Origin of the sequence: Loigolactobacillus zhaoyuanensis, assembly GCF_003946385.1 — a bacterium.
GTDB classification, from domain to species: Bacteria; Bacillota; Bacilli; order Lactobacillales; family Lactobacillaceae; genus Loigolactobacillus; species Loigolactobacillus zhaoyuanensis.
This window is the reverse complement of record NZ_RHOE01000033.1, coordinates 1-20,544: the sequence shown is the minus strand read 5'-3', so window position 1 is coordinate 20,544 and position 20,544 is coordinate 1. Positions and strand designations below refer to the sequence as shown.

Here is a 20,544-nt window from a genome sequence, read left to right as displayed (position 1 = left end):
AAAAATTAATGAAGGAGGCGAGCAAATTGGCGCAGCGAATCAAGTGGTTAGGCTTTTTGATACTTTGTATGGGGATGACCTGGCTAGCTTGTTTGGTTGCGCCGCAAACGGCAAATGCTTCGGTGATTTTAGCTACTGATCCAATGTGGGGGACCACCGCAAATCCTTGGCAAACCAATCCGAAAATGACTAATCCTGGTGGCATCTATAAGATGACGGGGACGACGATCAGTGAAGGTAGTTATAATTATCAGTTCACCTATACCGGCCATTTAAGTGATTTGGTCAATTTTGTTGCCGGAACGACTACGCCCGCACTGTCCAAGTTGAGTACGCACATTTATCTGCCTAATCTTAACTTGGCTCAGGGTCAACCGAACTATGACAGCAGTGTTGTCCCGCAAGTGACGGTAGCCGATGGGACCAATATTAGTACGAGTACGAAATTTACGGATGTGGGGCTGGATGATAATAAACTTAGTGCCGCTAATTATTACACGCGGATCGAATTTACTTCTGGGGTCATGCCAGCGTTTAACCCCGGGTTAAGTAATCTGAATGATGTCGTCACGATAACGTTTAAAGTCAAATTAAGTCAGCCTAGTAACGCGGGCACTGCACAGGTTAAGATCAACAATAGTCTAGCAGTAATTCCTGTAGTATCTAAGGCTTTTTATAAAGACGATGTGACTGGCGCCGATCTAGCCCCAGCAGTTTCCTTTGGTGAGGGTGGGGTACTCGGTGCACCAGTCAAGCAAGCCACGGCCTTACCGATCACTGACTATGGTGGAACAAAGTATCGCTATGATCATTACCAAAAAATAGTCAAGGAGGGCACGTCACTTAACCCATATTCTGGCAGTAATAGCACTTCGCTACCTGGTATACCTTCAGTTGATTTAACGTCGAAGACACTTAACAGTTATGTTTTCTGGTATGAGCCAAAAGACACAAACATTACGGTCAATTATGTGAATCAGTCAGGTACTATTATGAAAACTGAAAAAGCTTGGGCCTATAATTTAGGCCACATCTACAAAAACGGTACCACTGAAGAAATTGATGCTAATTTAGTGACGCCCGCAGATACTGTGACCTATAGCGGGAAAACATATCAATATACGGACTATTCTTATACCGGTGACGAAACCGACGAAAATGCAAAAACGGAAAGTGGCACTGATATCGCGCAATTGAAAAAGCTGACGACACAGGTAGGCGCTACCGCCGGCCACCAAGTGCTTACTTTTGGCTATAACGTTGTCACCAAAACCAACGTCGGAGTCCATTACTGGGATATCGATCAGCAACCAACCACCGTGCCAACTGGTAGTGAAATGGATGCCGATAAAGCAACGACGAATCCAACTGGCTTAGGTTTTACCAAGTTAAGCGGCGATAAAGATACGCCGATCACCGGCGGCACGACTGATCCCATCGATGTCGATGGCAGCGGTGGGGTTGCTGCAGCTAAAGCGCCAGCCGGCTGGTACTACGTGGGTTATCAATACAATGATGGCAGCGGCAGCAACAAGTGGGTGGCGTATGATCCTAAAACCCCAAGCACGTCACGTTTTACCGGTAAGTTTTCTGCTAAAGATCAGGGCGTCAGCTTTATGTATCGCCGGGTCAGCGCGCTGGCAATGGTCTTGCCGGCTACTTTAGACTTTGGCACGGTGGTCCCCGGTGTGACGAGTACGAATTTAAAAACAACCACTGGTGCTAATGCTAATGCTGATAGTTTGCAGGTCAAGGTCAAGGATGATCGCCAAGCGACCACGCCAACGAATCAATGGACAGATCCCTGGTATTTAACCGTTAGTGGTGCAACATTGACTGCAACTAAAAATCAAACGGCAGTTGCTGGCGCGTCGATCAGCCTTACTGATGGGGCGATCCAAGTGCCAACTACTGGCGTTGATCTAGCGTCTGATTTTACTTTGCCACTGGATGGAACGCTGCAGATGGTGCTGACTAGTACGACTGCGCCAGGTGGTAGTTCGCCGACTGCCAGCTGGGCTAACGCCGATGTCGCGCTGAACTTGCCGACCACAACGACAGTCGCGCCAGGTGAGTACCACTCGACCTTGACCTGGACGTTGACCTCAGGCTATTAAGCCTATATTTATAAATGGATGGCGTTAAATAAATTAATGACGGAAGGTGACGTAAATTGAATAAACTGATGCGACATTTAGGTTGGTGGTTTGCCTGTATTTTACTACTAGTGGTCGGTGGGGCCGCAACAAAGGCGGTAGCGGCGACTTATTATCCGGTGACCCCCACCGATAGCTTGTGGCAGAATTGGCAAAAGGACCCAGTGGCTATTTCCAAAAGTCTTACGATTGCAGCGAAATCTGCAACTTCTGGTAATTATAATTTTCAAATTATCAACCAGACAAAGGGTTTAGGTGGTCTTATTAGCATGACGGCTGGGGACACGACACCAACCGTGCCAGCACTACAATTTACGTTCCAAATTCCCAATATCGGTTACGCCCAAGGCAAACCTAATTATCAAGCCAGTGTCGTGCCAACATTTACGGTGGCAGTCAATGGCGGCACACCGATCACGGTCGGCACGCCAACGATCACGGAGTATAAACTTGGTGCCAAGTATTACACGCAAGTTGTGATGCCTAAGTTGACGTTTGCAACCCCGTTACGTAATACCGATCAATTAACGCTTAATTTGAAAATTAAATTGCAAGATACGAATAATAGTGGCAGTCCTACAACGATAACGACGATTGTTGATCCGGTCAGTGCGGCGGACCCTGTCTCGCCGATCATCCCCCAAGTGATCAAGGTCTTCGCACGCGATAGTGCCACTGGCGCCGATTTAACGACGACGCCAACGATTTTTGGTAAAGCGACTAGTGGTTATAGTCTAGATGGCGAATTAGGCAACCAGACGAACACCGCGACAGCAGCTACAACCGTGACTAGTAATGGCACCACCTATCGTTATGGTGGCGGGCAGTTATTTAATGGTAACAGTAGCACGGCCTTTCAAACGGTTGATAGTAAAACGTTATCGATCGCCAATTTGAAAACCACGCTACTTAAGCAGGCGGTGATGTTTTGGTATAACGCCAAAGACAGTAAGATCCCGGTTTACTACGTTGACGCGAACAATAAAGTGATCGACACTGCCAGCACAACGCCGGCGCCGACTAGCCAAGCTTGGGGCTACAACAACGGTAATATTTACAAGGATGGAACGACTAGCGAAACCAGCGCCAATTTACTGACGGCGCCTAAAACTCTGACTAACAGCGGTGGTAGCTACGCGCTGAAAGATTACGCTTATTATGGTAATTTCACTGGTAGCGGCGTGCCGACCACCACGCCGGATGCCACTGGCACTGACATTACTCAGCAAACGTTAGCCGGCCAAGTCGGTAAAGAGGTCATCGTTTTCCGCTATGAAAATGCGCCGGATGAAAAATTCGGTGTCCATTATTGGAACATTGATGTGTTAGGTAATAACACTCCAACAAATACTTCAACGGCAAATGATAGTAATTCAAGTAATCCACCAGGCTTTGCTTTTCAGTCGACAGCGGGATCAATTGGCAGTTCAGTTGACGTCACGGATAACCAGCCGATCGATAGTAATGGTAGCGGCGGCGTGGCGGCACCGAAAGCACCGCTGGGGTGGTCTTATATCGGTTACCGCTACAACGACGGTTCAGGCACGACAAAATGGGTCGCTTATGATCCAACCACGCCGAGTACAGCGCGGTTTAAAGGCAAGTTTGTTGCCGGCGAGCAGGGGATCAGCTTTCTCTATCGCGATACGAGTAAGTTGGCGCTGACGGTACCGGACGAACTTGATTTTGGGACCATGGCCACATTGGCGAACACGACGACCAGCACTGAATTAAAGTCAGCCACTATCGGCGGTACTGTGGTTCCCGATGGCCCAGTGGTGGCGGTGACAGATATGCGCGATGATGCCACGCCGACTAATTCACAATTGGATCCGTGGCACGTGACGGTTGCTGGGTCAACCTTGACTGGCGATAGCACCGGCCAAGTTGCCGACACCGCGATCAAACTCAGCAACGGTAGCGCAGAAGGTAGCGGCCAACTAGCGACGGCGATCAACATTCCCTTAGATAGTCAAACGATCGTGCCGGTGCTGGATAACACTACTTTAGGCGGTATGACCGACACGATAGCCAGCTGGCAGTACGCCAACGTCACCTTAGACGTTCCCGCAGGCCACGTCATGGGGCCGGATACGTACCATTCAATTTTGACCTGGACCCTAACTTCCGGCTATTAAATAAAATGCTTTTTGAAAAATGGCGCGCGCCAGCGACTAATTTAGTGGCGTGGCGCTATTTTTGTGCTTATTCAGCTGTTGAACTTTGTAGAATTTAGCGCTTTAATAATTGTAGAGCAACGTGTCTTGTGTATCTAAACGAATTCAACTACAATTGAGTTAATAAGGTTTAACCGAAAAATTTGCATATTGAACTAATAGTATTAATTAGTGGAATGAGGCGAATACAATGTTGAAGCAAATCTGCGGTTTTGGTAAATGGGTCGTATTTGCGTTGCTATTAATGCTAGGACTTAGCGCAGGAGCAGTGCACGCGGCCAGTTACGATTCATTAGCACCGTTACCAACAGATGCTTTATGGGGCACCGCCGATTCGCCATGGCAAGCGGAGACAGGGCTGAGCGGAAAAGCAGTGGTGTGGAAGAAGTATGCCACTGTTTACAAGCCTAATAATTATGCGGCTACCTATACTGGATCAGCTGCTGACTTATTCGAAGGTTCAAGTGACACTGATACGTACACCTCACTGAAATTTAGTTTTTCAATCCCTAATATCAATGGGGCTGCTGGGCAAGCTAACACTAATTATAATAATGTGAAGCTTTGGACAACGATACAAATAATAGGCGCAGGAACACCAGCCGGGCCTAACGTACCCGCAGCAACAGTTGATTATTCTAGTGGCAGCGCAGGTAACTATGCGACTAAGGTAACCTCAGTCGTAGCGACGCCATCCCGGCCAATCAAGGCGACTGATCAAGTCAAACTCATAGTTTATATGTCATTGAATACTGACTTTGCCGCAGCATTACCGGATTCAATGGCTACGGGGATCAGTGTGGTAACTTCACTGGGCACCGATACCGCCACTGACGTTCCCCAAGTAATCAAAGCTTTCACTCGTGACAGCGTGACGGGCGCTGACATTGGTACGCAGCCGATAGCGATTTTTGGTGAAGGCGAGGCAATGGGGGCAATTACACACGAAGTCACAACTCAATCTGAGCTGAATGACGGTGATTATCGTTATGCCGGCGGACAGTTATTTGACAATGAAAGTAGTGTAGCGAAGCAGACCGTTGATTCAAACACGCTAACGATTGCCGATTTGAAAACGTCGTTGCTCAAACAAGCGGTGATATTTTGGTATGACGCCAAGGACAGTAACATCCCGGTGTACTATGTTGATGAGAACAACCAGGTCATCGATACGTCCAGCATGAGTTCGCCGCCTACTAGTAGCGCGTGGGGTTACAATAATGATCATATCTATCAAGCGGGAACCACCACGGAGGATGATGCTAATTTGCTGACAGCGCCGGATACGTTGACTAGCGGCGATAGTAGTTATCAATATCAAGGTTATGATTATTACGGCGATACGGATAATAGCACCGTTCCGACAACTGACGCTACAGCTACTGGTACTGCGCTCAAGCAGCAAACACTGGCTGGTCAAGTCGGTAAGCAAGCAATTGTTTTCCGTTACAAGACGGCAGTGAAGACCACGACCAATGTGGGTGTGCATTACTGGAATATTGATAAGTATTCCAGTAATGTGCCAACGAGTAGCAAAATGGATGTAGATGATAATGCGACAAATCCGGCAGGGCTCACCTTTACTACCCCACTGACAGGGGTTGCAGGCGCAGAGATCACTGGTACAACCGCTGATCCCATCGATACAGACGGTAGTGGCGGTATTGCAGCGCCAAAAGCGCCTGATGGTTGGTACTATATTGGTTATAACTATAATGATGGTAGTGGTACTAACCAGTGGACAGCCTATGATCCTAACGATACTAGTACAGCGCGCTTTAAGGGTAAGTTTACTGATCAAGATCAAGGTATCAGCTTTTTATATCGTCAAGATAGTGCGCTATCTTTAGTGTTGCCGGATATTTTGGATTTTGGCACGGTATTACCTGGGTCTAGTAGTACCAGTTTGCAAGCAACAACTGGGGGCGATAGTGGTAATCCTAATGGTTTAATGGTTGCTGTTCTCGATGGGCGCAGTGAAACTGAGGCGACTAACGCTCAGCTTGATCCTTGGCGGCTAACGCTTAAAGGCACCGTCTTAACTGATTCTGATAGTGGAAAATCGATTACAGATGCATCAATTGATCTCGCGGATGGTGGATTACTGACGCCAGTTCCAGGTGTAACTTTGGCCGACTCATTTACTTTACCGTTGAATGGAACTACACAGTCGAATGGAACTGAAATGCTGGTGTTTACTAGCACCGCTGGACCAGGTAAAAGTTGGCCAGTGGCTTACTGGGCGAACGCTGACGTTAATCTTAAGTTTCCGACGGCATCGTTGCTTAAGGCTGGCGAGTATCATTCGACACTCACTTGGACCTTGACCTCAGGCTATTAAAATAAATGGGCACGCCGCAAATGATATTTTACGAGGGTGCCCATTTTTTTGTGGATTGGGATTTATTTCAAAGAATGTCATAAAATCACCATAATTTTAGCGTATGCTTGAGTTAGAAAGTACTAAGAAGACAGTTAGGGGTGTTCATGTTGTCACGATTTAGTTTAGTGATCATAAGTTGTCTCAGCTTGTTGTTTGGCGGTGCCAGTGTGGCGGCCGCTACGCCAGCCACGACATTTAGCGTCTCACCAGTGCTGACGGATCTGCCAGTGACCAATACGCAGTCATTTTTCAATCTGCAGGTCAAGGCAGGCACCAGTTACCAATTGCCAGTAAAATTAAGCAACACCAGCACGACGGCCCAGCAGCTCACCGTCCAAATTAATAACGCGCAAACAACAGATAGTGGCGTGATCGATTACAGTCAGGCAGCGGCCACCTTGTTGAGCAAAAGCGCCCCTAATTTGGCGAGCATGGTTGATGGCAGTCGGCAGCAACAAGTGACGCTACAACCACAAGAACAGCGCACCGTTAGCTTTACGATCAAAACACCGGTAACGGCCTTTGCGGGGACGGTACTCGGCGGGATCACCGTAACTAACCAAGATGTACAGGAGCAGGCGACGATGGCCAACCGCACGCGTTATGCACTCAGTGTGGCGCTGGTCGAGGCGGGCCAACCGACAGCGACGCCGAAATTGACCGCCGGCAAAGTTAAATACGACTGGCAGACAGCAGTCGGCGGCTATCAATTGCCGCTGCGTAATGTGGCGCCGCTACTTTGGCATGATGCTCAAGCTACTTTGACGATCACCAACGCCCAGCACAAGCAAGTCGCGCGGACACAACTTAGCAATTTCAATATGGCACCGCGCACTGCCGCCACGCTGTTTTTACCCCATAAACGACTGGCCAGCGGTGATTATACTTATCGAGTGACGCTTAAAAGCGGCACCCAAAGCACCACCGTCAAGCAATCTTTCACGGTCAAAGCCGCCGCTAAAACGGCGACCAAGTCAACGCAGCCACTCAAACACACAGCAGGCCAAATCAATTGGTGGCTGTGGCTTGGCATAGCTTTGTTGGGTGTGCTGGGGTTGTCGGGAATTATTTATTGGTTGAAGCATAGGCATTAAAACGGATAGGCGCTATAAATTTTAGGCTAATAAAAATAATGACGGACTTTAAAAAATAAGCCACAATAATTGGTAGCATTCAATTATTGAGGCTTTTTACGTTCGCAAAAAAATAATAACGCGTACTTTGCGTATATTAATTATAGACACTTAAATAATGCGGCCGCACCTAGACTACTCTACAAAACTTAGACCGCATTTTTAGCTGATTCTATTGAAATAAGCTCGTAAGGGTTTGCTTTTTAGGCTAGAGTTGGCTTAACAGCGGATGGAGGGGAAATAATGGAATTAAAGGCACAGTTGAAGGCGCAACGAGTGCAGCACGGTTGGACCCAGAAAATATTGGCGGAAAAACTAAATGTATCGGATAAAACTGTTTCTAGCTGGGAAACTGGGCGCAGCTACCCGGATATTGAAATGTTGCTACAACTTAGCGAACTATTTCAAATCTCGTTAGACGAATTTTTACGTGGCGACACTGTGACGATCAAGCAGATCGATCGCGATCTAAAGTCGAAGAAAGTGTATCAGCGGGCGCTATTAGTCCTGTTAGCCGCTATTATTGGCTTGTTTATTTTTCTTAATTTGTATCAATATAAAAATCAATGGGTCGACCGCTTTAATCCATTGCTAACGCTAAGGACGGGCTACGCGACTTTGCCGGCGCAAGTGACGTATAACGGTGGCAAAGAATATAAAAAAGGCACCGCAAAATTGCAGGTGCCCGATCCGTATAAGAATATTTGGGTAGTCGATAGTCCGTTTGGTGATGGTACCCGCTTGTCCTTTCAAGGCGGCCAAGCACCAGGAAGTAAGCACTACGCCTTAATACAGCATAAAGGATTATACGTTAAACGCCTATCTTTTGTATCCTGGCGCTCCATTCCCAGCAGCTATCAAAATATTATGGCCAAAAAGTATGAGCGGCTGCCTGATCTGGCTAATGAGCCGGTGCATCATTAGTTTATTTGTGCTGCAATCGCTTGGTATTGCGCGGCGAAGTAGCTATCCTTTAGATAAACGAGATTGATTTCGTGTTGCAAGTCGAAGCCGCGTAATGGTAATTCAACTAATTTTCCCTGTGCTAACTCGGCGGTGACCAGTGAACGATACATGAAGCTAATGCCAACGCCACTAGTCAGTAGTTGAATGAGCGGCGTCGGTGTTGCAATTTCGATCACTTGCTGGAAATCAGCAATGCGCGCATTTTGCATAGTTAGCCAGTTCTGGAATATCTCGCGAGTACCGGAACCTGATTCGCGTACCAGCAAGGTTTGTGCCAGTAAGGCTGCCAAACTCAGTGGCTGCGTGGCGGCTAATAATGGATTGTTAGCATAAGTCACGCCAATAAATGGTTCGCGGCGCAGCGTTACAAAATCATATTGTGATTTATCGAAATTGCCTTCAACTAAGCCGAAATCAATATCACCAGCAGTTAGTGCCTTTAAAATCGTATTGGTGTTGCCAATCTGGCATTGAATATTTTTATGCTGACTTTGTAATTGATGCAAAACATCCGCCAGTAAAAATGAGCTAAGCGAGCGGGTGCAGCCTAACGTGAGTGAGCGCTTCTTGGTGGGCGCTTTTAGCTGATCTAGTAATTCCTGACTTTCGTGATCAGTTTTATTGATGTAGCGGGCCAGCTGTTGGCCGGCCGCAGTGAAATTTAATTGTGCGTGCTGGTAGCTGACCAGCGCTAACCCTAGTTCAGCCTCCAGCGCTTTGATCTGTAGCGTGATCGCTGGTTGCGTCAAAAAGAGCTGCTGCGCAGTCGCGGTGTATGAGCCCGTTGTGGCCAGTAAAGCAAAAGTGTGCATTTTTTTATCTAACATAGTAGCCCCCTTAACTTTGATTATAAGCTTTTTTTATAGATCACGTATAATTACTAATTTTTTCTTATAGTAATTAGCTGGTAAGCTAGAATAATCAAAGGAAGGATTGGTTAAATGTTGGCATTATTCAAAACAAGTCGTTTTTACTTAGCGATCGGCTTGACGCTATTTTGTTCGTTGTTAGGTAGTTTTTTAGCGGGATTTCCGTATTTGCAGGTGATTGGGGCACTGGTATTAGCCTTGGTTTTAGGGATGGTACTGCAAGTATTTCAGCCGGTGGTGACCCAAGCGCGGCCGGGAATTGGTTTTATTTCTAATAAATTTCTTCGATTAGGTATTATTTTATTAGGCTTTAAGCTAAATCTAGTTGCGTTGGCTCAAGCTGGCGTGAAAACAATTTTGTTGGCGGTATTTGTGGTCAGCGGTACGATCACGCTGACGTACACGTTGGCGCGTAAATTTGGCGTTGAACAACGATTGGCAATTTTAGCGGCTAGCGGCACTGGTATTTGCGGTGCGGCGGCAGTTATGGGGATTTCCCCGCAGTTACCGGCCAGTGGCGCGCAAGTGGAACAAAAGCGTGAAGATGAAGTGTTGGCAGTGGCGATCGTCGCTATATTAGGGACGGTCTTCACGTTGATCGAGCTTGGTTTGAAGCCATTATTACATATGACACCGCAACAATTTGGTGTCATGACAGGCGGTTCGCTGCATGAAATCGCCCACGCTGTCGCTGCCGGCAGCGCTGGTGGCCCCGTTAGTTTGGACACGGCGATCATCACCAAGTTATCGCGGGTATTATTATTGGCGCCAGCGGCTTTGATCATCGGCATTTGGTATCAGCACACGAATCATGTAGACACGGCAAGTTCAAGCAAACTGCCGATTCCTTGGTTCATGGGCGGCTTCATTTTGGCTAGTATTGTGGGGACGTTTTTACCGTTGGGCGCGGCAGTTTTGGCGGCGTTGGTCAAGTTTGCTTATCTATTCTTAGGCATGGCAATGGCGGCGTTAGGCATGAGTGTTAATTTTCGGGTGATCCTCCAGCGCGGCGGCAAAGCCTTTTTAGCCGCAACGATTGCTTCCTGTATTTTATTGATTTTTGTCATTTTCGCCAGCAAACTATTTTTCTAAAGTACTTTCGTGCGGTTGTCTAGTTCTAAGGTGGCGGCGTTAGTTTGGCTGGTGTAAACGACGACTTCGTTAGTGGTCACTAAACCGGTATAAGGGTTGGCGCTAGGTGCGACGCTAGCCAGCAGCGGCGTTGCGGCAATTTCCGGGGCGCTATTGCTAGCGATTGCAGCTGCTTGAACTGGTGAATGCGGCATGCTACCTAATAAACTTAAACCAATGATCGTACTTAACAGTAGATGTTTTTTCATCATAAGGACTCCTTACAAGTTAGTTAATACACCGACTATAAGTGGGCGGGCTTAAATAAGGCTTAAAGTGACTTATGATTTGCTGCGCGGTCCTATTTTGATTGTTTGCTGTTAGTTTTTATAGAAGATAATAGGAAATCTCAATAAATTTTTTAAATTATCGTACAACGCTAGGCAAGCTTCGACGCTTTCGCTTATAATAAAACTAGGTCGACAATATCGGCTAAAAAACAAGCAGAATAGGATGACCAAAATGGCTGAAGCAATCGAGGAACGACTACGTAGCTATTATCAATGGAACTTACCAGTGAAAATTGTCATTGATGATCTGGAATTATCAGCAACAGGCATCATGTCAAATGCGCAAATTTACGTCCCACTAAAAACGTTATTCAAAGAAATTAAACAGCCGTTACAAACACAAGGCTTTAATGTGACGGGTACTTATAAAGGTAATTTATTTGATTTTACGATCGGCGCACAAACACTACGGCTGAACGGGATCACTTATCATTTAGATGCAGCACCTTTTGGCACGAACCAAGAAATCTACGTGACGACCTTTTTTGTTGCGGTCGTCACTCAGCATATCTATGAATGGTTTGATGAAAGTCGGTTATTGGTATTTGAAGGTCTCGAAAATGAAACCTTTCAGATCGCGGCGCGCGAATTTGCGCCCTTTAGCGTGCTACCGCCCCAGTTCAAGCAGGCGGATATCGGCGGTCAAGGTCAATTACCAACATTGGAGTGGGCTGGGATGCCGGCGGGGACTAAATCGATGGCGCTTTTTCTGACGGATGAACATCCGCTAGTTGCTGGCTATAGTTACTGGACCGTCATGCCGTTAGCAGCGGATGTGACGCGGATCGCAGCTAATGAGCCACACCAGCAGCAGACAATGCACCGTTTTCAAGGTGTGGCGCCAGTACAAAATACCGGCTACCATGAATACCTTTTCCGGATTTTTGCTTTAGACACTGAGCGACCAATTTATACTGGACAGTTGAACACCGTAGCGGAAGCGCGGGCAGCCTTCGACAATCATTTATTGGATGTGGCGGTTTATCCAGTGTTTGCTAAGCTCTAGCGAGTCAAAAATAATCGCAGTCTTTTTGGATACGCTTCTTTGACTTCTGAAATATATGCTACACTATAGAACAGAAGCAAGGAGGGCGTTAAATGTTACATTGGTTGATTGAATTATATGGGCCATTTTTTAACCTGCATGCTTGGGAGACGATCATTACCTCGGGCGCTGATTGGGCGGTCATCTTTTCACTGATCATGATCGAATGTTTATTGTCAGTGGATAATGCAGTGGTATTAGCGGCACAGACTCAGAAATTACCAACGATGCGGCAAAAAGAACAAGCATTGATCTACGGGCTTTGGGGCTCTTATTTAATGCGCTTTTTGATGATCGGTCTAGGCACTTTTCTGATCAAGATTTGGTGGATAAAGGTTGTCGGCGCGCTTTACTTGCTGTATTTGTCGTTGCATTTCTTTTATCAACGCCGTGGTCAACAGCAAAAAAGTAGTGGCGCCAGCAAATTATGGGTCGCGGTCATCCAAATTGTGTTTATGGATGCAATTTTCTCGGTCGATTCGATATTAGCGGCGTTAGCGGTCTCCAGTAAGCCGATCATCGTATTGATCGGTGGTTTAATCGGTATTCTGGTGATGCGTGGCGTGGCGCAATTAATTTTGAAAGTGATGCAACGAATTCCTGAATTGGAACCGATGGCCTACTGTTTGATCGCCATCATTGCGGTTAAGCTATTTTTGGCAATTCCACAAATTGATATTGAAATTCCAGCCGGCTGGTTTGTCGCCATTTTGGTGTCGGCAGTTGGTATTACGTTGTTAATTCACTACCTTAAAACTAAAAAAATCGATTCAACTAAAAATGTTTAGTCAAACTGACTAAGCATTTTTTTGTAATTCAGCGAGTATTCATTTAGTAGTTAGTAAATCGTTTTAGCTACGGATATAGCGGTAATTCAGCGTAACAATAGTGCACTTGTTTTGGTGGTTCCCCGGTACTGAAATAACGGAATAAGACAATCGGGAAGCATAAAAGCGACAAAATAATGTATAATTAAAGTAACGAACCATTATCATATGTATTTATTATAGCTAATGTATAGTTTTACAAGGGGATTGACCTCAATAACTGATGATAGGATAATTAATAGTGAAGGAGTGAGAATTTACTGATGCTGGACAATGTTTTCTTAACGCCACAAAAACAACGCGAACTTAAAGTGTTTCGTGCAACTAATATTTCCGGTGACTTGAACTTGGCAGCATTAGCCGAACAGGACGGGATGAGTTATGTCGAATTCTACCGGACGTTCCGTTCGCTGCCGAATGAACTCACTGCTGATGCACCGCCTGATCAGCGTTATTCGCTGAGCGCTAGTGCTTACCGCCAACAATTGATCAAACAGTCGGTGCCGTACCGTATTATTTATGCGACTTATAAAGAAAATATAACTGAGTTAGATCAAGTTTTAATTGAGTTATCAATTAGTCAGTCGACCTTACAACGACGATTGAAAAATCTTAAAACTTTTTTGGCGCAGCGCGATATTCGGCTTGATTTAAGCCGAGTTCGCTTGCACGGTGATGAGCGCCAGATCCGTTTATTCTACTGGTACCTTTTTTCCGATGTCGCCGAAGATGTGGGTAACTTAGTACCGCAGATCTGCCAGTGGCTGCCAACGGTCAGTAAATATTTCAACTTACCGACTAACGCACAAACACCGCGCCAAGCCATGCAATTGAATTATATTCAGGTGACGCTCGGCCGGATCTTGTCAGGTTTTATGGTCGAGAAATTAGGCTATATTCAAGTGCTGGAAGTCACGGAAACGACGGCGCTAAAAAAGTTTGCGCAGGAAATGGAAGTGCCAGAAGTAGGTTTGGCCCGCGAATTAACGTGGCTAAATGAAGTGCTGCGCCACTCACCGTATTTTTGGTCACCAGCAGAAATAACCGACTTACCGTCGATCGAAGGTTTGAGTGAGCGTTTGATCGCGGTGCTGCAATTAACGTCATCGACCCACTACTTTGCGGGGTTAGTTAATTATTTGAATTCTTGTATTAATTACGTGACCACCAGCGATCTACCAGTCGTGATCTGGTCATTAATGACGCCACCAGCGAGCAAGCAGACTTCGCAGATCAAACAAGCGATTCGGCTCAGCTTGCCATTATTGCCTGAGCGGCAAGTGCAATTGTTGACGACTAATTTAGCTTTGATTTTGGCTCCATTTATTGAAGTACAGGAATTGACCATTTGTCTGTGGTTAGCGGTCGACCCTTCGATCCATAATCGAATCATTAATTCACTTAAAGCGTTCAGCCCGTTTGCGTTAAAAATTATCGACGGCCTGACGTACCCAGCGGACTTGATCATCACTAGTCAAGCGCTACCCAATGATGTTATGACGGAAGTCCCTAATTATCAGTGGGAAAATGGTAAAACGATCACGAAAAATCTCCGTGATCTACTAGAATTATTCTACGGCATCGTCGAAGTTAAAGGCGGCTGAAAAAAGACTCTCAACCCAGTTTATGCGGTCGAAAGTCTTTTTTTGATCAGCGATTCCAATAAACGTAGAAGACCAAGATCAGCGAGACGATAAACAGCCAGCTACTGGGATTGATCAGCCAAGAACCATAAATATTAAAAACGTTTTTTAGTGAGCGCTGGGCGCGGGGTAATTGAAGTGCTTGCCAAATGAAAATGGCAAAGCCTAAAACACCAAGAATAACGGCGATGATCGCTAAGTTATGCATAATGAACTCCTTTTGAATTTAATGTTCAGAAATGGGCACGCCAGACTGTCTGTGTCAGATGGTAAGTCGGCGTTTAGGGCGCTAAGTTACTATCATTAGCCTACCGGAAATGCCGCTAAAAAGAAAGTCATTTGTCAGTGTTTTTAAACGTGACATTTAAAAAGTTAAGCGCGCCTAAACTTTTTATTTACTTTAATTTATTTTAGTGTACAATACGTAGTGGGTCTAGGCGGAGGGTCAAAACTATCTATTCATTTAATTCTGTGCTAAATTTGAAGATGGATTTGGCCGCTGTCTGAAAAATGAACTAAGCTTTCATGGAAATGCCACTGAATGGGCATCAAGTTTTAATTCTAGTTTGACAACTATGGGTAATGCGTTACACTATATTGCGGAATTAACTCAGTTATCCTGCTGCATGATTTGTTCATCAGGATAGGAACTTGAACGCCTTATGGCAGCAGCACAATTGAAAATTAACTGGAAGAGAGGGCTTGAAATGAGTCAACAACCAAAGAATAAAACACCGCGGGAGAAGAAACATTTCTTGTATACCACTGATAGTGATAACAAGAGTTTGGATGAAGTAAACGGCAGTGTCGATGTCCCGGAAAATGCGGGTTACTGGCGGACGTTGATGGCGTTTGCAGGGCCAGGGGCGTTAGTCGCCGTTGGGTACATGGATCCTGGTAACTGGATCACTTCGATTGCCGGTGGTGCGCAATACAAGTACACATTACTAACGGTTATTTTGATTTCTAGCTTGATCGCGATGCTATTGCAGGCAATGGCCGCACGTTTAGGAATCGTGACTGGTAAAGATTTAGCACAATTGACTCGCGAACGCACCAGTAAAGGAATGGGTATTTTCCTTTGGATCGTGACTGAACTAGCGATCATGGCGACCGACATGGCCGAGATCATTGGTTCGGGTATCGCGCTGAAGTTGTTATTCGGTTTTCCGCTGATCGTCGGCATCATCATCACTGCATTTGACGTTTTACTGCTATTATTATTGATGAAGCTAGGCTTTCGTAAAATCGAAGCGATCGTTGCCGGTTTAGTTGCTATTATTCTGATCGTCTTCACCTATGAAGTGATTCTAGCGCGGCCAGATATTCCACAGATCTTTGCTGGTTATGTGCCTAAGTCAGACATTTTGACTAACAAAGGCATGCTGTACTTGTCGTTAGGAATCGTCGGCGCGACGGTAATGCCGCATAACTTATACTTAGGTTCATCGATCTCACAAACACGTAAGTACGATCGGCACGACAAAAAGAGTTTGGCGAAAACGATTCGCTTTACGGTAGCTGATTCAAATATTCAGTTGACCTTAGCGTTCGTCGTTAATAGCTTGCTGTTGATTTTAGGTGCGGCATTATTCTTCGGCACTAACAGTGATTTAGGCCGCTTCGTCGATTTATTTAATGCTTTAAATGATAAAGCGATCGTCGGCGCTATTGCCAGTCCACTGTTGAGTAGTCTGTTCGCCGTTGCCTTGTTATCGTCCGGGCAAAGTTCCACGATCACCGGCACCTTAGCCGGCCAGATCATTATGGAAGGCTTCATTCACTTGAAGATGCCATTATGGGCGCAACGTTTATTGACACGTTTACTGTCTGTCTTACCAGTTTTGGTGTTCGCGATTTATTACCACGGTAATGAAGCCAAAATCGAAAATCTGCTAACTTTCTCGCAGGTTTTCCTCAGCGTCGCCTTACCGTTTGCGATGATCCCGCTAGTAATGTTTACCAGTAATCGTGAGTTGATGGGCGACTTCGCCAACCGTAACTGGATCAAATGGGTGGCCTGGGTGATCGCCATCGTCTTGATCATCTTGAACGTTTATCTAATTTTGCAAACATTAGGCATTATGGCTTAGTGAAATGTAAGCAGATTTGGTTTGGTTCCATTCCGGCGCTGGCGTATGGAACGCGTGGCGCGTTGGTAAGCTAATTTTCTTTCCAATTAAGCCCAATCGGAAAAGAAAATGGATCTTGCCAATCGCGCATAGTACTAGGCGACCACGGTCACCAAGTACTATCGACACAGCTGATACGCCAGCGCCTCCATTTCACCTTGGCAGTGTTAGAACACTATTTTGTGAATTAGGCTAAACATTTAGTTAGCTCAATTAGATTAACCGGCAGTTGCTAGAGACTCGCAGTTTTAAAGCAGATTAGATGAAATCAAAACACCGGCAAAACAGTCTTTCAACTGTTTGCCGGTGTTTTACGTTCTGTTTATCACTAAGTTTGCCACGTAAATAATCAATTGTTAAGTGCTCAACCGTTGCCTGCTGGAATGGAGGCGCCAGTGGACCACTGTCGCTCGTTCTTAATAACTGAATTAACAAGTATCAGATACTAGTATTTATTCGCCAAACAGAACGTGCTTCCCGTTGTCGATTGAACTAAGGCGGAAACCGCCAAGTTCAAGTCGCAGATGTGTCGATAGTTCTTGATGGCGGGTTATGCCATTTAGAACTAAGCGTGGCTGGCAAGATCCATTTTTCCGTCCGCTTTTGGGTTTATTTAGGAAAAATTAGCTCGCCAACGCGCCACTGTCGCTCGTTCTTAACAACACTATCTACAAGTATCTCAATTAGTACTTATTCGCTAAGCAGTGCTTGCTTCCCGTTGTCGATTGAACTATGGCAAAAATCGACAAGTTCAAGTCGCACTCGTTCCGTCCACTGGCGCCGGAATGGAAGCTAACTAACCTGTTTTTAGCTAAACTCTAGTGAAATTATACGTCACACGCTTGGCCTAGTTATACTTCGAGGGCTAGTGGCGCTGGCTTGCCGGTATAGTAGCCTTGCACAATATCACAGGGATACTCATTTTGGATCAGCGTCAGCTCTGCAGCATTTTCGATGCCCTCAATGGCAAATAGTTTTTTATGGCGCTTAGCTAAAGCGTACCAAGGATCTAGTATTTCGATTATTTGTTCAAAGTTAGCCGCAAAACGAAAATTCTGGCAGGCAAACTTATATTCACTAACGTACTTATTAAGCTGTAAGACTAGACCCAGCGTATTTCTACCGGAGCCAACATCGTCAATGCAAATTTGTAGATCTAGTTCAGCAAAGTATTTAGCGGCTTGCACCAATTGCTGGATCGTGACTTGTTCATCGGCCCGCTCGGTTAGCTCAGTTGAGAGCATAAGGGACGTTGTTTGCTGGACTTCGGCGATCATATCGATATAGCGGTGATCAATAAATTGCGCAGGCTCTAAATTAAAAGCAATTGAGATAACGCTCGTTGGCATTAGCAGAATTGTTTTAAGCAGCAAGGCTTTAAGTTGCTCAACCGTGATCGCATTAAAGTCCTTCGGCAGCTGCCAGCCCGTTGCTGTGCGTTCACGAATGAATAACTCATAACCAGCAGGTGGCAGATCCGTTTCATCACTCTTGAACTTTGGTTGTCCATAAAATGTTAGCATAGCAAACAACGTTCCCCCAATTTTAAATGAAAATATAGCGTCCGCGACCACGCCACGATTATTTAAACAAACTTCCTTACCAAATGTATGTAATTATACGACAATAATTATCTAGATTTTAGAATAAAAGTTGCTGATTGTAAAGGTAATCTTAGCTTTATTATTTAATTATATGTGGACTCAATAAGTATACTCGCTTATGCTGCTATGACAAGGATTTCATGCAAATAAAAAAGCTTGGGTTTGCACCCAAACTTTTTACGCGGCTGTCAGTGCACTGACAATGGCTTGATTGAAATCAGGTAGATCGTCAGGATTACGGCTGGTGATCAAGTTTTCACTGACCACAACTGGCTGATCTTCTACCTTAGCGCCAGCATAGATCAAGTCAGGCTGGACGGTTTGATAGGCCGTTAAATGCAGTTGATCAGCTAATCCAGTTTGGATAAATAGTTGCGGGCCATGACAAATCGCAAAAATTTGCCAATTTTGTTCTAGAAATGTTTTGGTGAAATCAACAAAACGTTGATCGCCGCGCAACTGGTCAGGTGAGAAGCCGCCGGGAATAAATAGGGCGCGAAATTCCTCTGGCTTGACTTCATCAATGCCGCGGTCGATCCGAAATGGGGTGCCTTTTTTACCTTGGATGATCTCACCGGCACGGTTGCCGATCAAGCAAAATTCGTAACCAGCTTGAGCTAGGGCTTCGCGAGGGCTAGTTAGCTCCACATCCTCGACACCATTAGTGACTAAGACAGCAATTTGTTTATTTTCCATGAAATACCTTCTTTCTTTATGATTAAATGATTGGTGCTTAATTCAGTGTAGCAAGCATCGATCACCGAACTCAATAAAAACGCTTTTGCTTTGTTGTGGGCATAAACAGTTGATTTGGACTATAATGAACCTGTAAACAGTAGCACGCGAAAACTGAGGAGGATGATGATCATGTTACAAGAATATCGAAATATTTTAGTGCCAGTGGATGGTTCTAAAGAAGCAGAATTAGCCTTAACCAAAGCCGTTGAAGTGGCCAAACGTAACAACGCGCATCTGGATATTTTAGATGTTTTGGCGACGCAACAATTTGAGGTCAGTTATTCTAGCTTTGTCGATGGCGATGTCATCTATAAAATGTCTGAAGATGTGAAAACTTATTTAGATAAATTAGTTGCGCAGATCGAAAAAGAGAACGACTTTCATAACATTGATATTCATATTCGTTTTGGCAATCCTAAAATGGTCATCGCGCGTGATTTTCCGCAAGAGCACAAAAATGACTTGATCATGATCGGTGCTACCGGCTTAAACGCAGTGGAGCGGGTGCTGATCGGTTCAGTGGCTTCCTACGTTAATCGGAGCGCGATCACCGATGTTTTAGTGGTCAAAACGGATATTAACAATAAACAGCCACAAGCTAAGTAGGTGCACCGTGGATAAAGCAACCGAACTACAACAGTGGCGCCGCCGGCAATTGCGTAATAATGTGCTGGCCGGTTGGGTGGTCGTACTTGTGGTGGCGGCGTTCTTTTATGGCTTATTCAGCATGCTCGATCCCGATATGACGCTAATAGAACAAACATTACGCCGCGCCGTTAGCGGCATTAAAAGTGATAATAACTGGCAAATGTTTCTACGGATCGCCTGGCATAATGAGCGGGCAGTCTGGCTCGTGTTTGTACTAGCCCTGATCCCAGTACCGCTGTTATATTGGCTAAATTTAGTTGGTACGGCAGCTAGCGTGGGCTTAGTGCTATATCTAAATGCGAGTCACACTCAGGTTGGCTTATTGATACTAACCGGCCTAGTGCCGCACGGTATTTTTGAGATCACTTGTTTTGCCTTTGCGGTCGGCCTGGCTAGTCAGCTGAATTATTACATGCGCAGCCGTACCCAAAATTGGCGACAACACCGCTACGATTGGATCGGCCAAATACCATGGTGGCCGTTTATGTACCCAATACTGCGCGCCTATTTATTAGTGGTCGTGCCCGGATTGATTTTCGCCGCAGCGATCGAAGCGTACATCACCCCATGGCTACTAACATTAGTGCGTTAAAAATAGAACTTAACGGTTCTATTTTTTTAATTATGCGAGGTGGAAGGCGTTAAAACTGTGACGCGCGTTTTATAATCAAGTTAGCCAAATACTTTTAGCTAATTGATAAAATAAAAAACACCAAGACAAATCTCTGTTATCATTGATGTTCCTACACAAACAATGAAAGAGGTTATTGTCTTGATGCAAGAACAGAATACCACAGTCAGA

17 protein-coding genes are annotated in these 20,544 nt (G+C 45.4%); 12 read left to right on the top strand and 5 right to left on the bottom strand.

Translation table 11 applies throughout. From position 1 onward, the window contains the following. Nucleotides 1-26: 26 nt before the first annotated feature. The 5 genes from EKM76_RS07920 (at nt 27) to EKM76_RS07900 (ending at nt 8,773) form a co-directional block, all read left to right on the top strand. Nucleotides 27-2,117: a WxL domain-containing protein gene (locus EKM76_RS07920; RefSeq protein ID WP_164507623.1), complete on the top strand. Its 2,091-nt coding sequence runs from the start codon at nt 27-29 to the stop codon at nt 2,115-2,117. A gap of 56 nt (nt 2,118-2,173) precedes the next feature. Continuing rightward, nucleotides 2,174-4,294, top strand: coding sequence for a WxL domain-containing protein (locus tag EKM76_RS07915; protein ID WP_125550151.1), 2,121 nt, complete (start codon nt 2,174-2,176; stop codon nt 4,292-4,294). A gap of 229 nt (nt 4,295-4,523) precedes the next feature. Beyond that, nucleotides 4,524-6,674, top strand: coding sequence for a WxL domain-containing protein (locus EKM76_RS07910; protein WP_125550150.1), 2,151 nt, complete (start codon nt 4,524-4,526; stop codon nt 6,672-6,674). A gap of 149 nt (nt 6,675-6,823) precedes the next feature. After that, a complete protein-coding gene (locus EKM76_RS07905; protein WP_164507622.1) occupies nt 6,824-7,810 on the top strand; it encodes a DUF916 domain-containing protein in 987 nt (328 codons plus the stop codon). Between the two features lie 282 nt (nt 7,811-8,092). Next, the gene (locus EKM76_RS07900) at nt 8,093-8,773 is read left to right on the top strand and encodes a helix-turn-helix domain-containing protein (RefSeq protein WP_125550148.1); all 681 of its coding nucleotides are present in this window, start codon (nt 8,093-8,095) and stop codon (nt 8,771-8,773) included. On the opposite strand, the gene EKM76_RS07895 is transcribed toward EKM76_RS07900, so the two are convergent. After that, a complete protein-coding gene (locus EKM76_RS07895; protein WP_125550147.1) occupies nt 8,770-9,642 on the bottom strand; it encodes a LysR family transcriptional regulator in 873 nt (290 codons plus the stop codon). The genes EKM76_RS07900 and EKM76_RS07895 overlap by 4 nt on opposite strands. Nucleotides 9,643-9,756: 114 nt before the next feature. Between EKM76_RS07895 and EKM76_RS07890 the strand changes: the two genes are divergently transcribed. Next, a complete protein-coding gene (locus EKM76_RS07890; RefSeq protein WP_125550146.1) occupies nt 9,757-10,776 on the top strand; it encodes a YeiH family protein in 1,020 nt (339 codons plus the stop codon). Here EKM76_RS07890 and EKM76_RS07885 read toward each other — a convergent pair. Then, nucleotides 10,773-11,024 carry a hypothetical protein gene (locus tag EKM76_RS07885; protein ID WP_125550145.1) on the bottom strand — a complete coding sequence of 84 codons (252 nt, stop codon included), beginning with the start codon at nt 11,022-11,024 and terminating at the stop codon, nt 10,773-10,775. The two genes, EKM76_RS07890 and EKM76_RS07885, sit on opposite strands and share 4 nt — an antisense overlap. 253 nt (nt 11,025-11,277) lie before the next feature. On the opposite strand from EKM76_RS07885, the gene EKM76_RS07880 reads away from it, so the two are divergent. The 3 genes from EKM76_RS07880 to EKM76_RS07870 all read left to right on the top strand — a co-directional run bounded on the left by EKM76_RS07880 (nt 11,278) and on the right by EKM76_RS07870 (nt 14,581). After that, complete coding sequence (locus EKM76_RS07880; RefSeq protein WP_125550144.1) at nt 11,278-12,111, top strand: stalk domain-containing protein; 834 nt, start codon at nt 11,278-11,280, stop codon at nt 12,109-12,111. Nucleotides 12,112-12,203: 92 nt separating this feature from the next. After that, on the top strand, nt 12,204-12,938 hold the full coding sequence (locus EKM76_RS07875) for a TerC family protein (protein WP_125550143.1): 735 nt from the start codon (nt 12,204-12,206) through the stop codon (nt 12,936-12,938). 302 nt (nt 12,939-13,240) lie between these two features. After that, nucleotides 13,241-14,581 (top strand): helix-turn-helix domain-containing protein, encoded by a 1,341-nt coding sequence (locus EKM76_RS07870; protein WP_125550142.1) that lies wholly within the window; start codon nt 13,241-13,243, stop codon nt 14,579-14,581. 46 nt (nt 14,582-14,627) lie between these two features. Here EKM76_RS07870 and EKM76_RS07865 read toward each other — a convergent pair whose 3' ends face one another. Further along, nucleotides 14,628-14,828: a hypothetical protein gene (locus EKM76_RS07865; protein ID WP_125550141.1), complete on the bottom strand. Its 201-nt coding sequence runs from the start codon at nt 14,826-14,828 to the stop codon at nt 14,628-14,630. Between the two features lie 499 nt (nt 14,829-15,327). Here EKM76_RS07865 and EKM76_RS07860 point away from each other — a divergent pair, with 499 nt between their 5' ends. Beyond that, the gene (locus EKM76_RS07860; protein ID WP_125550140.1) at nt 15,328-16,713 is read left to right on the top strand and encodes an Nramp family divalent metal transporter; all 1,386 of its coding nucleotides are present in this window, start codon (nt 15,328-15,330) and stop codon (nt 16,711-16,713) included. Nucleotides 16,714-17,603: 890 nt separating this feature from the next. On the opposite strand, the gene EKM76_RS07855 is transcribed toward EKM76_RS07860, so the two are convergent. Beyond that, nucleotides 17,604-18,275, bottom strand: coding sequence for an EAL domain-containing protein (locus tag EKM76_RS07855; RefSeq protein ID WP_125550139.1), 672 nt, complete (start codon nt 18,273-18,275; stop codon nt 17,604-17,606). Between the two features lie 258 nt (nt 18,276-18,533). Further along, nucleotides 18,534-19,052 carry a type 1 glutamine amidotransferase domain-containing protein gene (locus EKM76_RS07850; protein ID WP_125550138.1) on the bottom strand — a complete coding sequence of 173 codons (519 nt, stop codon included), beginning with the start codon at nt 19,050-19,052 and terminating at the stop codon, nt 18,534-18,536. Nucleotides 19,053-19,223: 171 nt separating this feature from the next. Between EKM76_RS07850 and EKM76_RS07845 the strand changes: the two genes are divergently transcribed. Together EKM76_RS07845 and EKM76_RS07840 are read left to right on the top strand one after the other, a co-directional pair. After that, nucleotides 19,224-19,700, top strand: coding sequence for a universal stress protein (locus tag EKM76_RS07845; protein WP_125550137.1), 477 nt, complete (start codon nt 19,224-19,226; stop codon nt 19,698-19,700). A gap of 7 nt (nt 19,701-19,707) precedes the next feature. Beyond that, nucleotides 19,708-20,334 carry a stage II sporulation protein M gene (locus EKM76_RS07840; RefSeq protein WP_125550136.1) on the top strand — a complete coding sequence of 209 codons (627 nt, stop codon included), beginning with the start codon at nt 19,708-19,710 and terminating at the stop codon, nt 20,332-20,334. Nucleotides 20,335-20,544 lie beyond the last annotated feature (210 nt).